Annotated in this window: 19 protein-coding genes; 9 read left to right on the top strand and 10 right to left on the bottom strand. The window is 74.8% G+C overall.

What is annotated here, in order from left to right; translation table 11 throughout:
* Window positions 1-30: 30 nt before the first annotated feature.
* On the bottom strand, window positions 31-846 hold the full coding sequence (locus IE242_RS12125) for a methyltransferase domain-containing protein (protein ID WP_189858247.1): 816 nt from the start codon (window positions 844-846) through the stop codon (window positions 31-33).
* Window positions 847-983: 137 nt separating this feature from the next.
* The gene (locus IE242_RS12120) at window positions 984-2,519 is read right to left on the bottom strand and encodes a bifunctional phosphatase PAP2/diacylglycerol kinase family protein (RefSeq protein ID WP_189858245.1); all 1,536 of its coding nucleotides are present in this window, start codon (window positions 2,517-2,519) and stop codon (window positions 984-986) included.
* A gap of 167 nt (window positions 2,520-2,686) precedes the next feature.
* Between IE242_RS12120 and IE242_RS12115 the strand changes: the two genes are divergently transcribed.
* Complete coding sequence (locus IE242_RS12115; protein WP_189858243.1) at window positions 2,687-4,306, top strand: ABC-F family ATP-binding cassette domain-containing protein; 1,620 nt, start codon at window positions 2,687-2,689, stop codon at window positions 4,304-4,306.
* Window positions 4,307-4,401: 95 nt separating this feature from the next.
* Here IE242_RS12115 and IE242_RS12110 read toward each other — a convergent pair whose 3' ends face one another.
* Window positions 4,402-5,514 (bottom strand): baeRF2 domain-containing protein, encoded by a 1,113-nt coding sequence (locus tag IE242_RS12110; protein WP_189858241.1) that lies wholly within the window; start codon window positions 5,512-5,514, stop codon window positions 4,402-4,404.
* A 56-nt stretch (window positions 5,515-5,570) separates the two neighbouring features.
* Here IE242_RS12110 and IE242_RS12105 point away from each other — a divergent pair, with 56 nt between their 5' ends.
* The gene (locus IE242_RS12105) at window positions 5,571-5,840 is read left to right on the top strand and encodes a DUF6158 family protein (RefSeq protein WP_189858239.1); all 270 of its coding nucleotides are present in this window, start codon (window positions 5,571-5,573) and stop codon (window positions 5,838-5,840) included.
* A gap of 129 nt (window positions 5,841-5,969) precedes the next feature.
* Here IE242_RS12105 and IE242_RS12100 read toward each other — a convergent pair whose 3' ends face one another.
* The 4 genes from IE242_RS12100 to IE242_RS12085 form a co-directional block, all read right to left on the bottom strand.
* On the bottom strand, window positions 5,970-6,524 hold the full coding sequence (locus IE242_RS12100; RefSeq protein WP_189858237.1) for a type 1 glutamine amidotransferase domain-containing protein: 555 nt from the start codon (window positions 6,522-6,524) through the stop codon (window positions 5,970-5,972).
* Window positions 6,525-6,639: 115 nt separating this feature from the next.
* Window positions 6,640-7,080 carry a CBS domain-containing protein gene (locus tag IE242_RS12095; RefSeq protein ID WP_189858236.1) on the bottom strand — a complete coding sequence of 147 codons (441 nt, stop codon included), beginning with the start codon at window positions 7,078-7,080 and terminating at the stop codon, window positions 6,640-6,642.
* A 135-nt stretch (window positions 7,081-7,215) separates the two neighbouring features.
* Window positions 7,216-7,611 carry a DUF2795 domain-containing protein gene (locus IE242_RS12090; protein WP_189858234.1) on the bottom strand — a complete coding sequence of 132 codons (396 nt, stop codon included), beginning with the start codon at window positions 7,609-7,611 and terminating at the stop codon, window positions 7,216-7,218.
* 78 nt (window positions 7,612-7,689) lie between these two features.
* Window positions 7,690-9,495 (bottom strand): thiamine pyrophosphate-requiring protein, encoded by a 1,806-nt coding sequence (locus IE242_RS12085; RefSeq protein WP_189858232.1) that lies wholly within the window; start codon window positions 9,493-9,495, stop codon window positions 7,690-7,692.
* Between the two features lie 260 nt (window positions 9,496-9,755).
* Between IE242_RS12085 and IE242_RS12080 the strand changes: the two genes are divergently transcribed.
* Entirely contained in the window at window positions 9,756-10,550 is a 795-nt protein-coding gene (locus IE242_RS12080) for an RNA polymerase sigma factor SigF (protein ID WP_189858231.1), read from the top strand.
* 61 nt (window positions 10,551-10,611) lie between these two features.
* Here the strand turns inward: IE242_RS12080 and IE242_RS12075 are convergent, their stop codons facing one another.
* Complete coding sequence (locus IE242_RS12075; protein WP_189858229.1) at window positions 10,612-11,760, bottom strand: PAS domain-containing protein; 1,149 nt, start codon at window positions 11,758-11,760, stop codon at window positions 10,612-10,614.
* 110 nt (window positions 11,761-11,870) lie between these two features.
* On the opposite strand from IE242_RS12075, the gene IE242_RS12070 reads away from it, so the two are divergent.
* From IE242_RS12070 to IE242_RS12055, 4 genes are all read left to right on the top strand, one after another.
* A complete protein-coding gene (locus IE242_RS12070; protein ID WP_189858227.1) occupies window positions 11,871-12,590 on the top strand; it encodes an ANTAR domain-containing response regulator in 720 nt (239 codons plus the stop codon).
* A gap of 220 nt (window positions 12,591-12,810) precedes the next feature.
* The gene (locus IE242_RS12065) at window positions 12,811-13,848 is read left to right on the top strand and encodes a hypothetical protein (RefSeq protein ID WP_189858526.1); all 1,038 of its coding nucleotides are present in this window, start codon (window positions 12,811-12,813) and stop codon (window positions 13,846-13,848) included.
* Window positions 13,849-13,992: 144 nt separating this feature from the next.
* Entirely contained in the window at window positions 13,993-15,240 is a 1,248-nt protein-coding gene (locus IE242_RS12060; RefSeq protein ID WP_189858225.1) for an aminotransferase class I/II-fold pyridoxal phosphate-dependent enzyme, read from the top strand.
* A 215-nt stretch (window positions 15,241-15,455) separates the two neighbouring features.
* Window positions 15,456-16,463, top strand: a complete 1,008-nt coding sequence (locus tag IE242_RS12055; protein WP_189858224.1) for an MBL fold metallo-hydrolase — start codon at window positions 15,456-15,458, stop codon at window positions 16,461-16,463.
* Between the two features lie 35 nt (window positions 16,464-16,498).
* Here the strand turns inward: IE242_RS12055 and IE242_RS12050 are convergent, their stop codons facing one another.
* Window positions 16,499-17,122, bottom strand: a complete 624-nt coding sequence (locus IE242_RS12050; RefSeq protein WP_189858222.1) for a DedA family protein — start codon at window positions 17,120-17,122, stop codon at window positions 16,499-16,501.
* A gap of 67 nt (window positions 17,123-17,189) precedes the next feature.
* On the bottom strand, window positions 17,190-17,963 hold the full coding sequence (locus IE242_RS12045; protein WP_189858220.1) for an MBL fold metallo-hydrolase: 774 nt from the start codon (window positions 17,961-17,963) through the stop codon (window positions 17,190-17,192).
* Between the two features lie 84 nt (window positions 17,964-18,047).
* On the opposite strand from IE242_RS12045, the gene IE242_RS12040 reads away from it, so the two are divergent.
* Both IE242_RS12040 and IE242_RS12035 read left to right on the top strand, forming a co-directional pair.
* Window positions 18,048-18,551 carry a hypothetical protein gene (locus IE242_RS12040; protein WP_373299508.1) on the top strand — a complete coding sequence of 168 codons (504 nt, stop codon included), beginning with the start codon at window positions 18,048-18,050 and terminating at the stop codon, window positions 18,549-18,551.
* A gap of 155 nt (window positions 18,552-18,706) precedes the next feature.
* Window positions 18,707-20,830: a phage holin family protein gene (locus tag IE242_RS12035; protein ID WP_189858218.1), complete on the top strand. Its 2,124-nt coding sequence runs from the start codon at window positions 18,707-18,709 to the stop codon at window positions 20,828-20,830.
* The last annotated feature ends 28 nt before the right edge of the window (window positions 20,831-20,858 follow it).

Below are 20,858 nucleotides of genomic sequence, written 5' to 3'. Positions count from 1 at the left end.
CAGGCATCACCCGGCTATTTCATCGCCGTTTCATTTGCGGCACAGGATCTCCCCGTGCAGTACGGAGAACCAGCCGTCCTCCTGCTCCCCCCACTCCCGCCACGCCCCGGACACCGCCCGCAGTTCCTCCGGAGTCGCGTGACCGCCCCCGGTGGCGCGCTCCGCGTACGCGGACGCCAGTGTCCGGTCCGCCCACAGTCCGCTCCACCAGGCCCGCTCCTCGGCGGTGGCGAAGGTCCAGGTGCCGGACGTGGCCGTGATGTCGGTGAGCCCGGCAGCCAGCGCCCAGGAGCGCAGCCGGCGCCCCGCGTCCGGCTCGCCGCCGTTGGCGCGGGCGACCCGCCGGTACAGGTCCAGCCAGCCGTCCAGGCCCGGCGTGTGGGGGAACCACGTCATCGCCTCGTAGTCCGAGTCACGGGCCGCCACGAACCCGCCCGGCTTGGTCACCCGGGCCATCTCGCGCAGCGCCGCCACCGGGTCGCCCACGTGCTGCAGCACCTGGTGGGCGTGGACCACGCAGAACGTGTCGTCCGGGTACGGCAGCGCGTGCACGTCCGCGACCGCGAACTCGATGTTGTCCAGGCCCCGTGCCGCGGCCGCGGACCGGGCCTGCTCCAGGACGCCCGGGGCGCGGTCGATGCCGGTGACGTGCCCGTCCGGGACCAGTTCGGCCAGGTCCGCGGTGATGGTGCCCGGCCCGCAGCCGATGTCCAGGATCCTCATGTGGGGCTTGAGCGAACCGACGAGGTAGGCCGCCGAGTTGGCGGCCGTCCGCCAGGTGTGCGAGCGCAGCACCGACTCGTGGTGCCCGTGCGTGTAGACGGCGGTCTCCCGTGCCTCCGACATGACCGATCCCCTCCTCGTGTACGGAGCCCCGCGCAGTGGAACGCCGCGCGAGGCACTGAAGGAACCGTACGCGCTCATGCCGAATAATGAGACCCGGGTATCAGAATGTGGACCAGACCAGACCGGGATCGGCGCGGTCAGCGCGGGGACTGCGGGCGGTACACCGTCAGTGCCTCGGGCAGCTTGCACAGCGTCAGCTCGCCCCCGACCTCCGTGACCTCGCCGTCGTACGCGAGGAGGGTCCCCGGAGCGACGCCGTCCACGTGCAGCCGCGGCACGCGGACCGCGGCATGGGCGGGGGAGCGGGTCAGCGGGCCGGCCAGCGCCGCCGCCAGCAGCCGCAGCGCCGGGCGGCGGCCGCCGTGCACCACGCGCACATCGAGCAGCCCGTCCGCGAGGTCGAAACGGCGGCCCGGGGCGAGACCCATGCGGTGGTACGCGCCGTTGCCGGCGAACAGCAGCCACAGCGGATGGGGCCGGTCCTGGAACCGGGCGTGCAGGGGATGCCGGTCCGCGCGCAGGACGCGCAGCGCGCCGAGCACACCGGCCGGCCAGCCGCCGATCCGCTCCGCCCAGCGCTCCCGCTCACGCACCAGCTCCGGGTAGACGCCGAGGCTGCACGTGTTGAGGAAGATGCCCTCCTTGGCTTCCTCCCCCTTCGCTCCCTCCACTCCCTCCTCCGGGGAGCTCCCCGAGGAGAAGCGCCCCACGTCCACCCGGACGGCCTCGCCCTCCCGTACGGCGCGGCCGAGGTCCCGCGCGTCCTCGATGCCGAGGTCGTGCGCGAAGTGGTTGAGCGTGCCGCCGGGGAGGACGGCGAGGGGCAGGCCGTGGCGCAGGGCCGTGCCGGCCGCCGCGTTCACCGTGCCGTCGCCGCCGCACACGCCGAGGACCCGCGCGCGGGCGGCCGCCTTCTCCAGCTCCTCGCGGATGTCCTGCGGCTCGCACTCCACGGTCTCGGCGCGGGGCAGGGCCTCCTGCAGGGCGCGGACGCGGTCGGCGGTGCCCGCGGCCCGGTTGGCCACCACGACCAGGCCGTCGCCGTCGGGCAGCGCGGGCGCCTCGGCGTACGGCCGCCCGGGCGGCGGGAGCTGGTCGCGGGTGGGCACCATGCCGCGTACGGCATAGGCGGCGCCCACACCGAGGGCGGCGCCCACGAGGACGTCGCTCGGATAGTGCACGCCCGTGTACACCCGGGAGAGCGCGACCGCGGCGGCCGCCGGCGCGACCGCGGCGCCCAGGGTGCGGGACTCCAGGGCGACCCCTGCCGCGAAGGCCGCCGCCGACGCCGAGTGTCCCGACGGGAACGAGGTGGTGATCGGCTGCCGCTTGAGCTGCCGCACCAGCGGAACCGGGTCCAGCACCGGACGCGGCCGGCGCACCGTGCGCTTGCCCAGGGTGTTGATGGTGGCCGAGGCCAGCGTGAGCGAGGCCAGACCCCGGACGGCGGCCCGGCGGGCCCGCGGGCTGCGGGTCGCGGCGAGGCCGGCCGCCACGGCGAACCAGAGCTTGCCGTGGTTCGCGGCGTGGCTCAGCCGGGGCAGTACGTGATCGCCGCCCGGCCAGTGGCGCGTCGCCACCGCCTCGAACAGGCGGCAGTCCAGGGAGAGGAAACGGTCCCGGAGGACGTGGTGGCCCGGCGGGCGCATGGTGAGATCGACGTCTGCGGTCATGGATGACAGGTACCCCGGGGTGGCCGGTTCCTGCCAGGGGCCCGGCCGGGCCGGGCCGCGGGGAGCCGGGCCGGGCCGGGTCGCGGAAGGGCGCGTTCCGTACCGGCCGGCGCGGCCCCGCAAAACGGTTTGCGGGACCGTCCCGGCCGCCCGGACAATGCCTGACCATGGGACATCTGGAAGCCGCGCACCTCGAGTACCACCTCCCCGACGGGAGGACGCTGCTCGGCGATGTGTCCTTCCGGGTGGGGGAGGGCAGCGTCGTCGCCCTCGTCGGGCCCAACGGCGCCGGGAAGACCACCCTCCTCCGGCTGCTCTCGGGCGAGCTGAAACCGCACGGCGGGACCGTCACCGTCAGCGGCGGGCTCGGCGTGATGCGGCAGTTCGTGGGCTCCGTACGGGACGAGACGACCGTACGGGACCTGCTCGTGTCCGTGGCGCCGCCCCGCATCCGGGAGGCGGCCCGTGCCGTCGACGCCGCCGAGCACGCCGTCATGACCGTGGACGACGAGGCGGCCCAGATGCGGTACGCGCAGGCCCTCGCCGACTGGGCGGAGGCGCGCGGCTACGAGGCCGAGACGCTGTGGGACATGTGCACCACGGCCGCGCTCGGGGTGCCGTACGAGAAGGCGCAGTGGCGGCAGGTGCGCACGCTCTCCGGCGGCGAGCAGAAGCGGCTCGTGCTGGAGGCCCTGCTGCGCGGCACCGACGAGGTGCTGCTCCTCGACGAGCCCGACAACTACCTCGACGTCCCCGGCAAGCGCTGGCTGGAGGAGCGGCTCGCGGAGACCCGCAAGACCGTGCTGTTCGTCTCCCACGACCGGGAGCTGCTGGCCCGCGCCGCCGAGCGGATCGTGAGCGTGGAGCCGGGCCCGGCGGGCGCGGACGCGTGGGTGCACGGCGGCGGGTTCGCCACCTACCACGAGGCGCGCCGGGAACGCTTCGCCCGCTTCGAGGAGCTGCGCCGCCGCTGGGACGAGAAGCACGCCCAGCTGAAGAAGCTGGTGCTGAACCTGCGGCAGGCGGCGGCGGTCAGCCACGAGATGGCGTCCCGCTACCAGGCCGCGCAGACCCGGCTGCGCAAGTTCGAGGAGGCCGGGCCGCCGCCGGAGCCGCCCCGCGAGCAGGACATCACGATGCGGCTCAAGGGCGGCCGCACCGGCGTCCGGGCGGTGACCTGCGCGGGGCTGGAGCTCACCGGCCTGATGAAACCCTTCGACCTGGAGGTCTTCTACGGCGAGCGCGTCGCCGTGCTCGGCTCCAACGGCTCCGGCAAGTCGCACTTCCTGCGCCTGCTCGCGGGCGAGGACGTGTCCCACACCGGACAGTGGAAGCTCGGGGCGCGCGTGGTGCCCGGGCACTTCGCCCAGACCCACGCCCACCCCGAGCTGGAGGGCCGCACCCTGCTCGACATCCTGTGGACCGAACACGCCCAGGACCGGGGCGCCGCCATGTCACGGCTGCGCCGCTACGAGCTGACCGGCCAGGCCGAGCAGGCCTTCGACCGGCTCTCGGGCGGCCAGCAGGCCCGCTTCCAGATCCTGCTCCTGGAGCTCCAGGGAGTCACCGCGCTGCTGCTGGACGAGCCGACGGACAACCTCGACCTGGAGTCCGCGGAGGCGCTCCAGGAGGGTTTGGAGGCCTTCGACGGAACGGTCCTCGCGGTCACCCACGACCGCTGGTTCGCCCGCGCCTTCGACCGCTTCCTCGTCTTCGGCTCCGACGGCCGCGTACGGGAGACGCCGGAGCCGGTGTGGGACGAGCGGCGGGTGGAGCGGGTCCGGTAGGGCCCGGGCCCCGGCCATGAGCGGGAGACGGGGGCGTCCGGGGGCAGGCCGACACCCCGGACACCCCCGGTGCGGGGCCGTCCCGGCCCCGCGGCTCACTTCCAGCGCAGCAGTGCGCCCACGCCGCCCACCGGGGCGTCGCCGGCCTCGGCCGAAGTCACGCAGATCGCCGGGGCGCCCGTCGCCACCGCGGCGCGCAGCAGGGCGTCGTCCGCGCGGGCCGGCCACGCCTGCCGTTCACCGATGGCCTGCAGGTCGGTGCGCCGTACCGCCAGCTGGTCCGGGTCCTCGCCGACCCACACCTCACGGTGGGCGTCCGGACCGTCAAGGCGGACCAGCAGTTCGTCGATACGGTGCTCACGGGCGGCCTCGATGACCGCGGGCACGCCCTCCACCGCCCTGGCGCGGCCGTCGGGGCCGGGCTCCCGCGCGGCCAGGAACCGGCCCAGGTCGTCCTCGACCCGCCGCCGCACATGCTCGGCGCGGAGGCGCTCCACGTCGTCGTCCAGCAGCCTGCTGGCGGCACCGTGCTCGGTCTCCATCACATGGTCCCGCAGCCGCTTCGGCAGCCGTTCGTGCACCGCCCGCCGCTCCCGGACGTCCCCGACCAGGATCAGCAGATCGGCCCGGGTCTCCTCCTGGCACGCGGCGAGCGCCTCGGCGATCTCCGCCGCGTTGCGCTCCCAGGTGTTCTCCACCCGGAGCTGGAAGTGCCGTTCCGACCACTCGGCCGAGCCCGTACGGTGCAGCGGCCACTGCCGGCCGGCGACCGTGCCGGCGTCCTGGCTGCCCAGCGCGGCGCTGCGCAGCTCGAAGTCCGCGCCCCGCCGGTCGATGTACGCCACCACGCACACCGGGTCCTCGCCCGCCAGCTCCAGCAGCGGCGCGGTGTGCGGCAGGGGTGCCCAGTGGGCGGTGCTGCCGCCCGCCGGACGCCGGGCCAGCGGCGGATCCAGGACGACCCGCCCGTCCCGGGCGAACAGGGCCCGTCCGTGCGGATCGGTCGCGTGGCGCAGGCCGCGCACGGCGTCGCGCACGGCCCGGCAGGTGTCCTCGTCCGCGCCCTGGTCCGCGAGCTGCCGGGCCAACGCGTCGGCCGTCAGCTCCCGCTCGTGGACCGTGTTCTCCGTGTGCCGGGAGAGGTCGACGTAGACGGAGGCCCAGGGCCCCGGAGTTTCGTACAGGGGGTCGAGAAAGGCGAGATCCATGGCTCCCTCCCGGAGGCCGTTCGGGGTAACGCTTGCCAGGCGGGTACCCGGACCGCATGAAGGAACACGACGAGCGGGACACCACCATGACCGGAGTCGATCCCCGTCAGCTGGACGACCAGCAACTGATGAAGGAGCTGGAGACGATCCACCGCACGCGGCACGACACGCTTCTGTACGGTTCGAACGACGCGCTGCGTGTGCACAACGAGCGCATGGCGGAACTGGAGGGCGAGTACCTGCGCCGCAATCCGCGCCGTGTCGTGGCGCCCGGCCGTACCCGCGAGGGCGCGCGGGAACGGCAGCGGGAGGCCGGACAGCCCTGATCCGCCGGCCCCGCTCCGGTACGGCGACGGCCGCCGCGCGGGACCGACGTACGGTGCCGTCGCGGCGGCCGTGAGCGTCACGACTGAGGCCGGGGCTGCTGCGGTCGCCGGACGGCGTCCGCGGGATGTTCAGCCGCTCCGCCCGGCGGTCTCCGTGGAGAACACGTCCAGGAGCGCCTCGCAGAAGGCCTTCAGATCGTCCGGCTTACGGCTGGTGACCAGCTTGTTGGGGCCGTGGTCGCAGATCTTCACCTGCTCGTCCACCCACTCGGCGCCCGCGTTGCGCAGGTCCGTCCGCAGGCTGGGCCACGAGGTCAGCACCCGGCCGCGGACGACGTCCGCCTCGACCAGCGTCCAGGGCGCGTGACAGACGGCCGCGACCGGACGGCCCTGGTCGAAGAAGTCGCGCACGAAGGAGACGGCGTTCCCGTCCATGCGCAGGAAGTCCGGGTTGGCCACCCCGCCCGGCAGGACGAGCCCGTCGAAGTCGCCCGCGGACGCCTCGCTCACCACCTGGTCCACGCGGAACGTGTCCGCCTTGTCCAGATGGTTGAACGCCTGCACCTCGCCGGGCTGCGGCGACACGAGCACCGCCTCGTGGCCCGCTCCCGTCACCGCCTGCCACGGCTCGGTCAGCTCGACCTGCTCGACACCCTCGGGTGCGGTCAGAAACGCGATACGCATCCTTCTCACTCTCCTTTCCCCGCACGCCGGCGGGCCGCCGCGCCGCGGCTCCCGGTCCCCCGGCGTGCTTTTTCCTGTTCCTCGCGCTCAGCGATGTCCTGTGGATGTCCCGCGGTCACGCGGGGCGCCCGCCCGGCCAGCTGTCCGGCTCGGCCCGGCTGATGTCGGCGAGTGCCGAGTCCGCGTCCTGTGCCAGGGCCACGTCGCCGAGGCTCACCATGCCGACGGGACGGCCGTTGTCGACGACCGGCAGCCGCCGTACGGCGTGGCCGCGCATCAGCTCCACCGCGGCGGACACCGCGTCGTCCGGCCCCACGACCACCGGGTTCGGGGTGCACACGGCCTGCGCGCTCACCGTCAGCGGATCCGCGCCGTCGGCGACCGCGCGCAGGGTGATGTCGCGGTCGGTCAGCACCCCGACGACCCGGTGATCGGTCGTGACGAGGACGTCGCCGATGTCCTGCGCCCGCATCAGCTGCGCCGCTTCGACGAGCGAGGCGTCCGGACGCACCGTGACGACCCCTGGCGTCATGACCTCCCTGACGAGAACAGCCATGGCTGTGGCCCCCTTCCCCGCGTTTCCGCGCTGGAGTGGCTGAAATAGGACGGATGCTCGATCGAACACGATGTCGCCGCAGTACCCCGGAGTGCGGCGCTCATGCTTCGCCGCCCGCATGCTTCGCCGCCCGCCTCAGGACCCGGCGCCCTCCGTGGCTCCCACGACCGCCTCCGCGAGTTCGTGCACGGTGGCGTACCGCTCGCTCTCCGGCAGCCGCTCCACGGCCTCGACGAGTCCGTCCGGGGCGTGCCGGTCTCGCAGGCCGTCGGCCAGCCGGCGGGGACCCGCGGGGAACGAGGTGCGCCCCAGGACGCGAGCCAGTTCCAGGCGCACCGACTCCAGCCGGGCGACGGGGGTGCGGCCCGGGGAGCCCGGGTTCTGCCACACCTCGGGGTCGTCCTCGGCGGTCGGCTCCGGGTCGTGCCACTCCTCCGTGCGCGTGGGATGGCCGGACCGGAGCAGGCCCTGCAGTTCGTGCTTCATCTCGTCGTCGCGGTGGACGTTCAGCCGGTCGCTGCCTCGCTGCATCTCTCGCTCCAGATCTTCTCAGGTGGCCACCGCGTACCCGTCCGGTGGACGTCGACACGGATTCCGCCGGAACGGCCCTCACCTGTCCTTCCGGTCCCTGTCCCGCCCCGGCAGGAACTCCTGCACCTTCGCCCTGATGCCCTGCTTCGCCATCGGACCGCGCTGCGGGTCGCCCTTGAGGACGGCCGCGGCGGTGGCCTCCGCCTGCTCCCAGGTGACGTGCGGCGGGACCGGCGGGACGGCCGGGTCGGTGAGGAACTCGATCACCGCCGGGCCGTCCGCCGCCAGGCCCGCGCGCCAGGCCGCCTCGACGTCCCCCGGCTTCTCCACCCGGACACCGGTCAGGCCCAGGGAGCGGGCGAAGTCGGCGTACCGCACGTCCGGCAGTTCCTGGGAGGGGCGGAAGGACGGCGCGCCCTCCATCGACCGCATCTCCCACGTCACCTGGTTCAGGTCACGGTTGTTCCACACGCCCACGACCAGCCGCGGATCGTCCCACTGGTTCCGGTACTTGGCCGCCGTGATCATCTCCGCCAGCCCGTTCATCTGCATCGCCCCGTCCCCGACCAGCGCCACCACCGGCCGGTCCGGATGCGCGAACTTCGCCCCGATCGCGTACGGCACCCCGCAGCCCATCGACGCCAGCGTGCCCGACAGGGACCCCCGCATCCGGTCCCGCAGGGTGATGTGGCGCGCGTACCAGTTCGCCGCCGAACCGGAGTCCGCGGTCACGATCGCGTTCGGGGGCAGCAGCGGGTCCAGCGCGTGGGCGACGTACTCGGGGTGGATCGGGTCGGCCGACAGCCGGGCCCGCCGTGCCATCACCTCGCGCCAGCGGGCGACGTTCGCGCACACCGTGTCGAACCACTCGTGGCCCCGGTCCCCGTCCAGCATCGGGATCAGCCGCTGGAGCGTCGCCCGTGCGTCACCGATCAGATTCACCTCGTACGGGTAGCGCATGCCGACCATGTGCGGGTCGATGTCGATCTGCACCGCCCGCGCCTTCCCGTACTCCGGCAGGAACTGCGAGTACGGGAACGACGAGCCGATGGTCAGCAGCGTGTCGCAGTCCCGCATCAGCTCGTACGACGGGCGGGTGCCCAGCAGGCCGATCGCCCCGGTCACGTACGGCAGTTCGTCGCTGAGCGCGTCCTTGCCCAGCAGCGCCTTGGCGACGCCCGCGCCCAGCAGCTCGGCGATCCGCCGCACCTCGGCCCGCGCCCCGGCCGCGCCCTGTCCGACCAGGATCGCCACCTTGTCCCCGGAGTTGAGGACGTCGGCCGCCCGCTCCAGGGCGCCCTTCGAGGGCAGCGCGGTCCAGCTGCTGCGGTCCAGGCTGGAGGGCACCATCTTGAACTCGTGCGTGGGCGGCGAGTAGTCCAGGTCCTGCACGTCGCCGGGGATGATCACCGCGGTGGGGGCGCGGCGCGCGTACGCGGTGCGGATCGCCCGGTCCAGGACGTTCGGCAACTGCTCGGGAACCGTCACCGTCTCCACGAACTCCGAGGCGACGTCCTTGTACAGGGTGTGCAGGTCGATCTCCTGCTGGTACGAGCCGCCCATCGCCGTACGGTGCGTCTGGCCCACGAGCGCCAGCACCGGGACGTGGTCCAGCTTCGCGTCGTACAGGCCGTTGAGGAGGTGGACGGCGCCCGGTCCGGACGTGGCCGTGCACACCCCGAGGCGGCCGCCGAACTTGGCGTATCCGACCGCCTGGAACGCGGACATCTCCTCGTGCCGCGACTGGACGAACCGCGGCTGGTCCTCGGCCCGGCCCCAGGCGGCGAGGAGACCGTTGATGCCGTCGCCCGGATAGCCGAAGACGTGTTCCACACCCCACGCGCGCAGCCGCTGCAGGACGTGGTCGGCGACCTTGGTGCTCATGACTGAACCTCCGAGGCGGGAGACGGCGTGCCGCGGGAGCGCACGCACGGCAGCTGACGGGTCACCAGGGAGCGGCCCGGAAAACCTGAGGGGGTTGTTTGCGGGCCACACCTCGGGGCAGGCGCACACCAGTGCTTCGGACAGGAGGCACGTCCGTGGGAGCGGTGAACACTCGCCACGGGTGTGCCCCGCCGGACACGGGCGCGCTTCCACGGTGACCGTCCATCCCAGAGCACCCCTCAAGGGAGTTGCGACGCACCATGCGTACTCAGGCAAGCGCGAAGCACCACCCGCACGACGACGCCCCCGACACCGCGGAGGCGTTCCGCCGGCTCGCCGCACTCCCGCCGGGCCGGGAGCACGACGAACTCCGCGAGCGCATCGTGGAGGCGTGGCTGCCCATGGCCGAACGGCTCGCGGGACGGTTCCGCAGCCGCGGCGAGAGCTACGAGGACTTGCGCCAGGTGGCGGCCCTCGGCCTGGTGAAGGCCGTCGACCGGTACGACCCCGACCGCGGCAACGCCTTCGAGAGCTACGCCGTCCCCACCGTCACCGGCGAGATCAAGCGCCACTTCCGCGACCACATGTGGACCCTGCACGTGCCGCGGCGCGTCCAGGACCTGCGCAACCGGGTGCGGTTCGCCTGCCAGGACCTGTCCCAGACCGTCCCCGGACGGCGGCCCACGGTCGCCGAGATCGCCGCACACGCGGGCATGAGCGAGGAGGACGTCCAGGCCGGCCTGGAGGCCCTGGAGAGTTTCACCGCGCTCTCCCTCGACGCGGAGCTGCCCGGCAGCGAGGACGGCTACTCGCTCGGCGACGCCCTCGGCTCCCCCGACCCGGCGCTCGACACCGTCGTCGACCGCGAGGCCGTCAAGCCCCGCCTCGCGGCCCTGCCGGAGCGCGAGCGCGCCATCCTCTACATGCGTTTCTTCAACGACATGACCCAGAGCCGGATCGCCGAGCAGCTGGGCATCTCCCAGATGCACGTCTCCCGGCTGATCACCCGCTGCTGCAGCCGGCTGCGGGAGCAGGTGCTGAGGGACGCGGCGTAGCCGCGCACCCGTGGACATTCACGCGTAGACAGGTACGTGCAGACGTGCACGCGTAGCGGTGTCAGGGGCTCGCGTTCCCGTGCCGGGCGCAGGCCATGGCCAGGGCGACATGGCGCGACAGCATGTCCACGGCCTGGGCCTCGGCCAGGGAGAACGCGGGCCGGGCGCCCGACCGGAACAGGGTGAGCACGCCCCGCACCGGGCCGTCCGCGGCGGCCAGCGGCACGCACATCAGCGAGGTGACGTCGGCCCGGACCAGGACCGGCGCGCCCGAGGCGTCACGGCCGAAGGCGTCCGGATCCGCCGGCCGTACCCGGAGGACGGGGGAGCCGCCGCGCGCCGCCTCGACGACGTAGGGACAGCCGGCGGGATCCTGGACGGCGACGACCGTCGCCTCCTCCTCGGACGGCCCCAGCGTGACCGTACGGGAGAGACCACCGCCCCCGGTCACCGGGCCGTCCGCCGCGTCGGCCACCACCCAGTCCGCGAACCGGCCGTGCAGCACGCGCGCGGCCCGCTCCAGTGCGCCGTCCGCATCCCCGTCGAGCAGCGCCGTCGTCACCGCGTCCACCAGGTCCATCAGCGCCGCGTGGCACGTCGTCTCGGCGAGGTCGGGCGGCCGGTGTACGGGCCGCTCCACGCCGGCCGGGATCCTGGCCGCCGCGGGCTGCAGCACCACGAGGACGGCCGTGCGCGGCTCGTTGCCCGGCCGCAGCGCGGTCAGGGTCGCCCGTACCGGCGCCGAGGGCCGCTGCTGGAGATGGACGGTGAGACTGCGGTCGCCCTCCCCGCGGGCCACCGCCGCCGCCTGGGTGCGGAACGCCACCCGGTCGGCGTGCGCGAGGAACCCGGTCAGCGGCCGGCCCGTGGCGTAGCCCGCCCGGACCTCGGTGAAGGAGGCGGCCGCGAAGTTCATCCGGCGCACCACCGTCTCGCGGTCCACCAGCGCGACGGGCAGCGGCAGCCGCTGGAACACACCCTTCAGCAGCTGGAGTTCCTGGCGGCCCCCGGAGGTCCCGCCGGAGGCGCCGGACGCGAGGAGCCGCTCGTACCCGGGCCACAGCCGGTCGGCCACGTGATCGAGCTCGAAGATCGCCGCGTCCAGCACCGTCGGCAGATCTCCGCTCGGGACCGACCGGGCGGCCTTGAGCTCCGCCACGCGGCGTACGAAATCCGCGAGTTCCTCGCCGAACTCGTCCGTCTGCCCCATGCCACGAACGTAACGCGGACCGTCCGCGCCCGGGACCGCCCGGCAGAGTCCGTCCCTGCCGTTTTCCCGGCCGGTGAGCGGGAAAACGCGCTGCCATGGGAGGCGTACGCATGCCGGAAACCCCAAGCTTCGGCCGCCTGGTCCCGGAGTCCCCGGAGACCTCTCTTCCGGGCCGGAGACTCTCCGAACTCGCCGAACAGGCCGCCCGCTGCACCAACGCCTGCTGCGGGGCCAGCAGCAGCATGGTGAGCTGGGACGGTGCGGTACGGCCCGCGGCGGTGACCCACCCGGATCTGGCCGCACTGGTCTCCGTCCAGCTCCGCTCCGGCGACGGGCCCATACCGGCCGCACTCGAACGCGGCGAGCCGGTGGACTCGGCGGACCTGCTGCGGGAGGACCGCTGGCCGGACTACCGCGCGGTCGCCCTCGACGCGGGGGTGCGCTCCAGCGTCAGCATCCCGTTCCGGCGCTCCGGCCTGACGGTCATGCTCAGCCTGTACAGCTTCCGGCCCGGCAGCCTGCGGGACGCCCCGCACGGGCCCGCCTGCACGCTGGGCCACCTCGCCGTGGCCTGTCTGGTGCGCGACCGCTCCTACCGGGCGGCGCTCGTCGAACTCGACCAGCTGGGTGCCGCGCTGCGCTCCCGGCCGGTCGTCGACCAGGCCTGCGGCATCCTCATGCATGTGCTGGGCTGCGACGCGGCGGCCGCCTTCGAGGTACTGCGCCGGGTCTCCCAGGGCACCCAGCGCAAGCTGATGGACGTGGCCTCGGCCGTCGTGGACAGGCGGGGGAGAGGCATGGAGGAGGAACTGGTGTCGCTGTCCGGGTGAGGCCGGGCCCGGGGGCGGGCGTCCCGGACGGTGGTCACTTGCCCGGTGGCTGGTCATCCGCCCGGGGGCTGGTCACTCGCTCGGCGGGCGGGGGTCCCGCGAATGGTGTCCGGCCGCGCGCGGCGCGGTGGCGGGCGGGCTCTGATGGAGCGTGCGTGGGGCACGGCGGTCGTCGTACCCCGGGCCCAGTCCGCCGGAGCCTGCCGAAGGAGCCCCGCCCATGCGCCGCAGCGCCGGAGCCGTGTCCGTCACCGCCGCCCTGTCCGTCACCGCCGCCCTGCCCGTCACCGCCGGCCTGTGCGCCGCCGCCCTGGCCGGCGCCGCACCGGCCGCGGCCGGGGAAGCAGCGGCCGCCGAGGTCAGCCCGCACACCGTCGCCCCGGGCGGCTCGGCCACCGTCTCCGTGTCGTGCGCGCCCACCGGAGGCGCCCCTCCCGAGGCCGTCGAGGCGAGCTCCGAGGCCTTCGAGGGGGGCGTGGCCCGGCTGCGCGCGGTCCCCGGGACCGACCCCGCCGCCGGCCCCGCCTACCGGGGTACCGCCCGCATCGCGCCCGCCGAGCACTTCGTGACCGGGCCCGGCGCCGCGGCTGGGACCTCCCAGTGGTCCGTCGAGGGGGTCTGCCCGGCGTCGGCGTCGACGCCGGCGGGATCCGGCGGCCGGGGCGATCAGTGGAGTGCCGTTCTCACCGTCTCCGGCGACAGCGACCGGCACGGAGGGAACGCCCACGGCAGTGACCGCGGTGGCCCCTACGGGGACGATCCGTACGGGGATCCGCACGGCGAGGAAGAGGACCTCGTGGACGAGGACCCTCACGGCGAGGAAGAGGATCTCGTGGACGAGGACCCTCACGGCCAGGACTTCGGGAGCGAGGAGGTGCCCGGCGAAGATCCGCACGCGGGGGACCCGCAGGGCGGTGATCCCGAGGAACACGGACGCGAACACGGATACGAACGGGACGGCGAACGCGATCCCGGCCGCGACCCCGGACACGGTCGCGAAGGCGGACACGAACGCGAACACGAACGCGAACACGGCAAGGACCCGCACGACGGCGCCTCCCACCCGCCCGCGCCCCGTCCGCGGACGACCCACGCACCGGCGACGCCCCAGCCCCACGGAGTCCACGCCGGTGAAGGCGGCGCCTTCACCGACTCCGTCCCGGCCCTCGTGGCCGGCGGCCTCCTCGTCGCGGGCGCCCTCGGCGCCGCCGTACAGCGTCTGCGTCCGCGCCGCAAGGGGGCCTCCACGCACCGCTGACGCCGTGACCGACGCAACCCGGCCGGACGCCCATGACCACACGGGACCCTGGGTACTCAGTGGCCGAGGAAACGACCGGCACGCACGGGACGGGCCGGCATCCTGCGGGTGGGACACCCGCACCGGGACTCGCGGAGGCAGCACATGGGGCGGACGCATCCGGAAGGGCACGGTCCCGTCCGTTACGGCCCGCCCCTCCCCGACCAGGGCCTTCCCGTACTGCCGGGCCTCACCGCCCGGCTCTGTGCCGCCGCGGACCGCCCCGACGCCGAACCCGTCGGCGGGGGCCCCGCGTTCCTCGACGCGGCCGCCGGTCACTGGGAACGGCGCGGCCTGCCCACCGAAGCCCGCCGGGTGGCCGCCGCACCCGGAGCCCCCGCGCTGCTCCTCGCGCTGACCACCGCGGTCGGCGGGGACGTCCTGATCCCCCGGCCGTGCGCCGCCTGGTGGGCGCCGGGGACCCGGGCGTCGGGCAGGTCGCCGTTCCCCGTGCCGACGCCGGCCGAGTGCGGTGGCGTACCGGACCCGTACGCCCTGCTGGAGACCGTGCGCAGGGTGCGTGCCGAAGGCGGTGATCCGCGGCTGCTCGTGCTCTGCGTCGCCGACGACCCCACCGCCACCGTCGCGCCGCCCGAACTCGTGCACGAGGCGGTCGAGGCCGCCGTGGGCGAGGGACTGCACGTGGTCAGTGACGAGACCTGGCGCGACACCGTGCACGAGCCGCGTGACACCGTGCTGCTCGGCCCGGCCGAGATGCTGCCCGACCACGTCACCGTGGTCACCGACCTGGCCGGCTCGTTCCTGCCGCCCGGCTGGCCCGCCGCCGTGGCCCGGTTCCCGGACAACGAGACGGGCGGCGCGCTGCGCTCCCGGGTCCTCGACGTGCTCACCGCGCTCGGCGCGCAGGTCGCGACCCCGGTCGCCGCGGCGGCCGGGTACGCGCTGGCGGAGCCCGCGGAGGTGACCGCCCGGCTGACCGCCGCCGTGCGGCTGCACGCGCGCCTGGCCGCGGCCCTGCACCGGGCGGTGGTCGCCGCCGGAGCGCTCGCCCCGCCGCCACGGGCCGGCCGGCACGTGTACGCGGACCTCGGCCCGCTCCGCCCGGCGCTCGCCACGTACGGCGTCGGTGACGCACAGGAACTGGAGGACTTCCTCACCTTCCGGCTCGACATGCCCGCCCCCGGCGGCCACCGGTTCGGCGACGATCTCGGGGCACTGCGCGTCCGGCTGTCCACGAGCTCTCTGCTCGGTGCCACGGCCGAGGAGCGGGCGGCGGTCCTCGGGGCGCCCGACCCCCTGGAACTGCCGTCTGTGGAACGCGCGCTGACCCTGTTCGGCTCGGCCTTCGACGATCTCCGCGACGACGCCCGGCGAAGGGAGTCCCCCCGATGACACGACGATCCGAGCCGGCCGGACGCCCGCCCACGGGCCCGGCCCCCCCGGACACCGACGCTCCGACGTCCCCGCCCCCACCGGCCTCTCCCCGCGGCTCCGCGGCCACCGGCGCGCCGGCCGCCGGCCCCGCGGCCACCGGGCCCGCCCCGCCCGGCACCCCAGCACCTGCACCTGCACACGCATCCCCCGCCCCCGCCCCCGCCGCCACCCTCATGACCGTCTCGCTCCCCGGGCCGTCCGCCGGGCCGCCGGCCCCGCCCGCCGCGCCGCGGTCGCTCGGGGAGCGGCGGCTCTGGCCGCGGTCCTTCGCCGACCGGCTGACCACACCGCTGCCGGGCATAAGAGCCTTCGCGCGCTTCGCCCGCGAGGGCGCCCTGCGTCCGGCCCGTGAGGATCTCGCCGACATTCCCCGGCTGCCGTACGACCCCGAGCCGCTGCCGCGCGTCGACGCCCGTACCGTGGCCGTCTCCTGGGCGGGGCACGCGAGCTGGGTGATCCGCATCGGCGGGCTCACCGTGCTCACCGACCCGGTCTGGTCCCGCCGCATCCTCGGCACGCCCGCCCGGATCACGCCGGTCGGCGTCGCCTGGTGCGCCCTGCCGCGCGTCGACGCGGTCGTCATCAGCCACAACCACTACGACCACCTCGACGCGCCCACACTCGCCCGGCTGCCGCGCGACACCCCGCTGTTCGTCCCCGCCGGGCTCGCGCGCTGGTTCCTGCGCCGCCGGTTCACCTGTGTCACCGAGCTGGACTGGTGGGAGGGCGCCGAGCTCGGCGGGATCCGTTTCGACTTCGTACCGGCCCACCACTGGTCCAAGCGCACCCTGACCGACACCTGCCGTTCGCTGTGGGGCGGCTGGGTGCTGACCGGCCCCCACGGGCACCGCGTCTACTTCGCGGGCGACACCGGCTACGGCCACTGGTTCTCCCGCATCGGCCACCGCCACCCGGGCATCGACCTCGCGCTGCTGCCGATCGGCGCGTACGACCCGCGCTGGTGGCTCAGCGACGTCCACTGCGACCCGGAGGAGGCGGTCCGCGCCCTCCAGGACCTCGGCGCCCGCCGTATGGCCCCCATGCACTGGGGCACGTTCGTGCTGTCGGCCGAGCCGGTCCTCGAACCGCTGACCCGGATACGGTCCGCCTGGGAGCGGGCGGGCCTGCCCCGCGAGAACCTGTGGGACCTGCCGGTGGGAGGGGCACGGGTGCTGGACTGACGCGGGCACCGCCCCGTCCCGTCCTCCTCCCCGTGCTACTGCGTCGCGGCCCGCCGCACCTTCCGCCACAGCCCCGGCACCGCACTGATCAGCACCGTCAGCACGACCGCAGCCAGCACGCCCTCCCACGGCTGCGCGAACAGGGCGCCCCCGAGGATGCCGATGAGCTGGTAGGTGACCGTCCAGGCGAGGCAGGCCGGGAAGTTGCCGCGGGCGAAACGGCGCAGCGGCATCTCGGCCATCAGGCAGGCCAGCATCACCGGGAGGCGGCCGGCCGGTACGAGCCGGGACAGGACCAGCACGGTCACCCCGTGGTCGTCCAGCTTCCGGCGGGCCTGTGCGAGCCGGTCCTCCGGAGCCCGCCGGCGGATCGCCTCCAGCCAGCGCGAGCCGTTCCTGGAGCGCATCCCGCGCCGCCCCAGCCAGTACAGCGCCATGTCCCCGAGGAACGCGGCCGCGGACGCCACCGCGAAGAGCAGCGGCAGCGACACCGCCGCCGTCTGGTGGACGGCGACCACGGCGGCCGAGCTCACCAGCGCCCCGGTCGGCACCACCGGCACCAGCGCCCCGATCAGCACCAGCAGGAACAGCGTCGGGTAGCCGACCGCGTGCTGGGTGGACACGGCGGGCACGGCCGTGTCCGTCACGGCGAGGAACATCACGCGGCTCCCTCCCCCTCCGTGCCCGGTGGGAGGGCCCGCCCCGGCGCGCGGCCCGGACGACGCCTCACCGCGACACCTCCGGGCGTATGCGGTCACCGTGCCCCGGCCGGTACACCGTTACCCCGGGAGCCTGCGAGGCGGCCAGGCGTGCGAACTCGTCGCCCGGCCCGTGGAACTCGTGGGGGCGTACGGCGTCCATCCCGATCGGCCAGTACGTGCCGTAGTGCACCGGCACCGCGCTGCGCGGCTTCAGCCGGACGAGCGCCTCGGCCGCGCGCCCGGCGTCCAGATGCCCCTCACCGAGATACGGTCCCCAGCCGCCGACCGGCAGCAGCGCCACGTCGACCGGGCCGACCTCCTCCGCCATCGACTCGAACAGTCCGGTGTCCCCGGCGAAGTACGTCCGTGCCTCGCCCTCGACGACGTAGCCGAGAGCCGGTGAGCGATGCGGTCCGACCGGCAGCCGCCGCCCGTCGTGCCGTGCGGGCACGACCCGGACGAGCAGGTCGCCCACCCGGATCTCGTCCCCGGGCGCCACCTCGGTGAGCCGCAGACGGTCCAGCCGGCGCAGCCCGGGCACCTGGCGCGGCGCGCCTCTGGGCACGAGCAGCCGGGTGCCGGGGGCGAGCCGCGCCAGCGAGGGCACATGCAGATGATCGGCGTGCAGATGGGAGACGAGCGCCACATCCGCCACGGCCGCCTCGGGCGGCGGCGGCGCCCCCCGGCGCCTGCGCAGATGCGCGAGCCGGCGTGCGAAGAGCGGATCGGTGAGCAGGCGCATACCGGAGTCCTCGACCGTGCAGGCGGCATGCCCCCACCACGTGATCTCCACCGGCACTCCCCCAGCCTCCTTCGCGCGACTCCCCCCGAGCCTACGGGCAGGAGTAGGGTCTGCGGCTGAACCCGGAGGCGAGGGGGACCCATGGGAGACGTGAGCGACGCCTCCGGCAGGCCGTACGCGGCCTCGGGCATGCCGTACGGCGGGGTCTCCCGCGGAACGGACGTGACCTCCCGCACGCCGTGCGACGTGGTGCGGGTCGCGGCGATCGCCAGCCTGACCCCGCTGGAGCAACTCGAGGCGGACCCCTTCCTGGTCGACTCCCGCAGCCAGCACGCCATGTGCGCCCGCTGGGCCGCCGAACGCGGCTACGTGGTCACCCGTGAACTCCTCGTCCGCGCCCTGCGCCCCGACCACACCGTCCTGTGGTCCGACGTGGACGCGGGCCTCGTCGACCTGTTCGTCGCGCCCAGCCGCCGCGTCCTGGAACGGGCGCTGGCCTCCGTCGAGGATTTCACCGCCGAGTGCGCCCGGCGCGGCGTACGGCTGGAGACGGTCGGCTCCGCGGAACCGGCGTACGACGCGCAGATGAAGGCCCGGGTGCACCGGCGGCTGTCCATGCCGACCGCCGGGTACGACGGCCGCTGAGCCGCCGTCCCGCCGCTCGCTCCGCCCGCGCACCCCGGCGACCCGCCCGTGCTCCTCGCACATCCGGGTGACGAACGAACGGCCCCACAGGGTGTGACAGGCTGGGGCAAGGCTCGCGCACCGGGCGGCGGGCCGGGACGTGAGGTGCATGGAGCGTGGGTGACGGGCGATGGCGGCGCGTGCTGAGCGGAGTGTGGCGGAGTATCGCCGTATGGGCCGTGTCGACGCTGACCATGCTGCTCCTCGCGGGCGCGCTGCCGGACTTCCAGCTGCAGTCCGACACCGGTGACGACGCCACCACGATCGCCGTCACGGCGGCCTTCGGGGCCGGGGCCTTCGGCCTGCTGTCCTCCCTGGTCTGGCCGCTCCTCGTCCGGCTGCTGCTCCTCGTCCCCGCCCTCGTGCTCGGTCTGCTGGTCTTCTTCCTGAACGGCTCGCTGCTGCTGCTGGCCCTCAGGCTCAATCCCTCCGGGCGCGGTGAGGCCGCCCCGGAGACCGCCGTCGTGGTCGCCGCCGTGATGTCCGCCGTCGCCTCCGCCACCGGCGCGGCCCTCGCCGTACGGGACGACGACGCCTACCGCAGACGCCTGTACCGCCTCGCCGACCGGCGCCGCGGGCCCGGGCGCGGGCGCGGGACCGGGACGGGGATCGGGCCCGGACCCGACGGTCACGCGGGTCCGGCCGGCCCCGGCACCGTCTTCGTGCAGCTCGACGGGGTCGGCCACGACGTGCTGCTCGCCGCCGTGGCCAAGGGCCTCATGCCCACCGTGGCCGGCTGGCTGGGCCACGACGGCGCGGGCCCGGCCACCCACCGCCTCACCCCGTGGCGCACCGACTGGTCCAGCCAGACCGGCTCCAGCCAGCTCGGCATCCTGCACGGCACCAACCACGACGTCCCGGCCTTCCGCTGGTACGAGAAGGAGACCCGGGAGGTCATGGTCTGCAACCGGCCCTCCAGCGCGTCCGAGCTCCAGCGCCGGGCCGTCGAGCGCACCGGGGACGGCGGGCTGCTCACCGCGGGCGGCGCGAGCCGCGGCAACCTCTTCAGCGGCGGCGCCGGCCAGCTCGCCCTGGTGCTGTCCGTCTCCGCCCGCCGCGACCGCAGCAACCGCTCCCGGGCCGGGTACTTCACCTACTTCAGCGATCCCGCCAACGCCGTCCGCACCGCCATGTCGTTCGTCGCGGAGGTGTTCCGCGAGATCGGCCAGTCCGTCCGGGCCCGGCTGCGCAAGGAGCGTCCGCGCGTGGGGCGCGGCGGTCTCTACCCGTTCATCCGCGCCTTCGCCACCGTCGTCGAACGCGACGTCGTCGTGGCCGCGGTCATCGGCGACATGCTCGCCGGGCGCCCCGCGGTCTACGCCGACCTGGTGGCCTACGACGAGGTGGCACATCACTCCGGGCCGCGCAGCCGGGACGCCGCCAAGGTCCTCGAACGGCTCGACCGCTCGCTCGCGCTGATCGCGCGGGTCGCCGAGCACGCCCCGCGCGCGTACCGGATCGTCGTGCTCTCCGACCACGGCCAGAGCCCCGGCGAGACCTTCCTCGGCCGCTACGGCCTCACCCTCGGCAACCTCGTCCGGGCCGGCTGCGGGCTGCCCGTGCCGCGCCGGGCGCGGCGCACCCACAGCGGGGCCGAGGCACGGTCGGCCGTCCGGGCCGCGCTGCGGAGGCCCGTCGAGGAGAGCGCGGAGGAGCACCGGCCCCCGCGCCGCTCCGAGCCGGTCGTGCTGGCCTCGGGCAACCTCGGGCTCGTGTCCTTCCCCGACGTGCCCCACCGGATGAGCAAGGAGGAGATCGACCGCCGGCACCCCGCGCTGCTCGCCACCCTCGCCAACCACCCAGGCATCGGCTTCCTCCTCGTCCGCAGCGAGGAGCACGGCGGAGTCGTCCTCGCCGCGCACGGCACGGAGATACCCGTGGACGAACTGGACGACGAACACCCCGGCCCGCTCGCCGACTTCGGGCCGGGCGCCGCGGCCGCCGTACGGCGCACGCACGGGTTCCCGCACGTCGCCGACATCATGGTCAACTCCTGGTACGACCCCGTCGACGGTGAGGTCCTCGCCTTCGAGGAGCAGATCGGCTCCCACGGCGGACTCGGCGGCGCCCAGGGCCGCCCGTTCCTGCTGTCGCCCGTGGCGCTGTCCGCACCGGTGCGGGACGGCGGGGAACTCGTCGGCGCGGAGCAGGTCCACCGGGTACTGCGGCGCTGGCTGCGCGAGTCGGACGGGCCCCAGGTGCCGCAGGCGGCCCGCCGGCCCGACCGCCGGGCCGCCTGACCTCGTAACCCCACACGAAAATGGGCTG

Origin of the sequence: Streptomyces poonensis, from assembly GCF_014650915.1 — a bacterium.
In the GTDB taxonomy this organism is placed as follows: Bacteria; Actinomycetota; Actinomycetes; order Streptomycetales; family Streptomycetaceae; genus Streptomyces; species Streptomyces poonensis.
This window is presented reverse-complemented; position numbering and strand designations above follow the sequence as displayed.

Excerpts from the sequence above, each read along its gene's own strand:
- IE242_RS12125 (WP_189858247.1), bottom strand. The coding sequence starts at position 846 with ATGTCGGAGGCACGGGAGACCGCCGTCTACACGCACGGGCACCACGAG.
- IE242_RS12120 (WP_189858245.1), bottom strand. The coding sequence starts at position 2,519 with ATGACCGCAGACGTCGATCTCACCATGCGCCCGCCGGGCCACCACGTC.
- IE242_RS12115 (WP_189858243.1), top strand. The coding sequence starts at position 2,687 with ATGGGACATCTGGAAGCCGCGCACCTCGAGTACCACCTCCCCGACGGG.
- IE242_RS12110 (WP_189858241.1), bottom strand. The coding sequence starts at position 5,514 with ATGGATCTCGCCTTTCTCGACCCCCTGTACGAAACTCCGGGGCCCTGG.
- IE242_RS12105 (WP_189858239.1), top strand. The coding sequence starts at position 5,571 with ATGAAGGAACACGACGAGCGGGACACCACCATGACCGGAGTCGATCCC.
- IE242_RS12100 (WP_189858237.1), bottom strand. The coding sequence starts at position 6,524 with ATGCGTATCGCGTTTCTGACCGCACCCGAGGGTGTCGAGCAGGTCGAG.
- IE242_RS12095 (WP_189858236.1), bottom strand. The coding sequence starts at position 7,080 with ATGGCTGTTCTCGTCAGGGAGGTCATGACGCCAGGGGTCGTCACGGTG.
- IE242_RS12090 (WP_189858234.1), bottom strand. The coding sequence starts at position 7,611 with ATGCAGCGAGGCAGCGACCGGCTGAACGTCCACCGCGACGACGAGATG.
- IE242_RS12085 (WP_189858232.1), bottom strand. The coding sequence starts at position 9,495 with ATGAGCACCAAGGTCGCCGACCACGTCCTGCAGCGGCTGCGCGCGTGG.
- IE242_RS12080 (WP_189858231.1), top strand. The coding sequence starts at position 9,756 with ATGCGTACTCAGGCAAGCGCGAAGCACCACCCGCACGACGACGCCCCC.
- IE242_RS12075 (WP_189858229.1), bottom strand. The coding sequence starts at position 11,760 with ATGGGGCAGACGGACGAGTTCGGCGAGGAACTCGCGGATTTCGTACGC.
- IE242_RS12070 (WP_189858227.1), top strand. The coding sequence starts at position 11,871 with ATGCCGGAAACCCCAAGCTTCGGCCGCCTGGTCCCGGAGTCCCCGGAG.
- IE242_RS12065 (WP_189858526.1), top strand. The coding sequence starts at position 12,811 with ATGCGCCGCAGCGCCGGAGCCGTGTCCGTCACCGCCGCCCTGTCCGTC.
- IE242_RS12060 (WP_189858225.1), top strand. The coding sequence starts at position 13,993 with ATGGGGCGGACGCATCCGGAAGGGCACGGTCCCGTCCGTTACGGCCCG.
- IE242_RS12055 (WP_189858224.1), top strand. The coding sequence starts at position 15,456 with ATGACCGTCTCGCTCCCCGGGCCGTCCGCCGGGCCGCCGGCCCCGCCC.
- IE242_RS12050 (WP_189858222.1), bottom strand. The coding sequence starts at position 17,122 with ATGTTCCTCGCCGTGACGGACACGGCCGTGCCCGCCGTGTCCACCCAG.
- IE242_RS12040 (WP_373299508.1), top strand. The coding sequence starts at position 18,048 with ATGGGAGACGTGAGCGACGCCTCCGGCAGGCCGTACGCGGCCTCGGGC.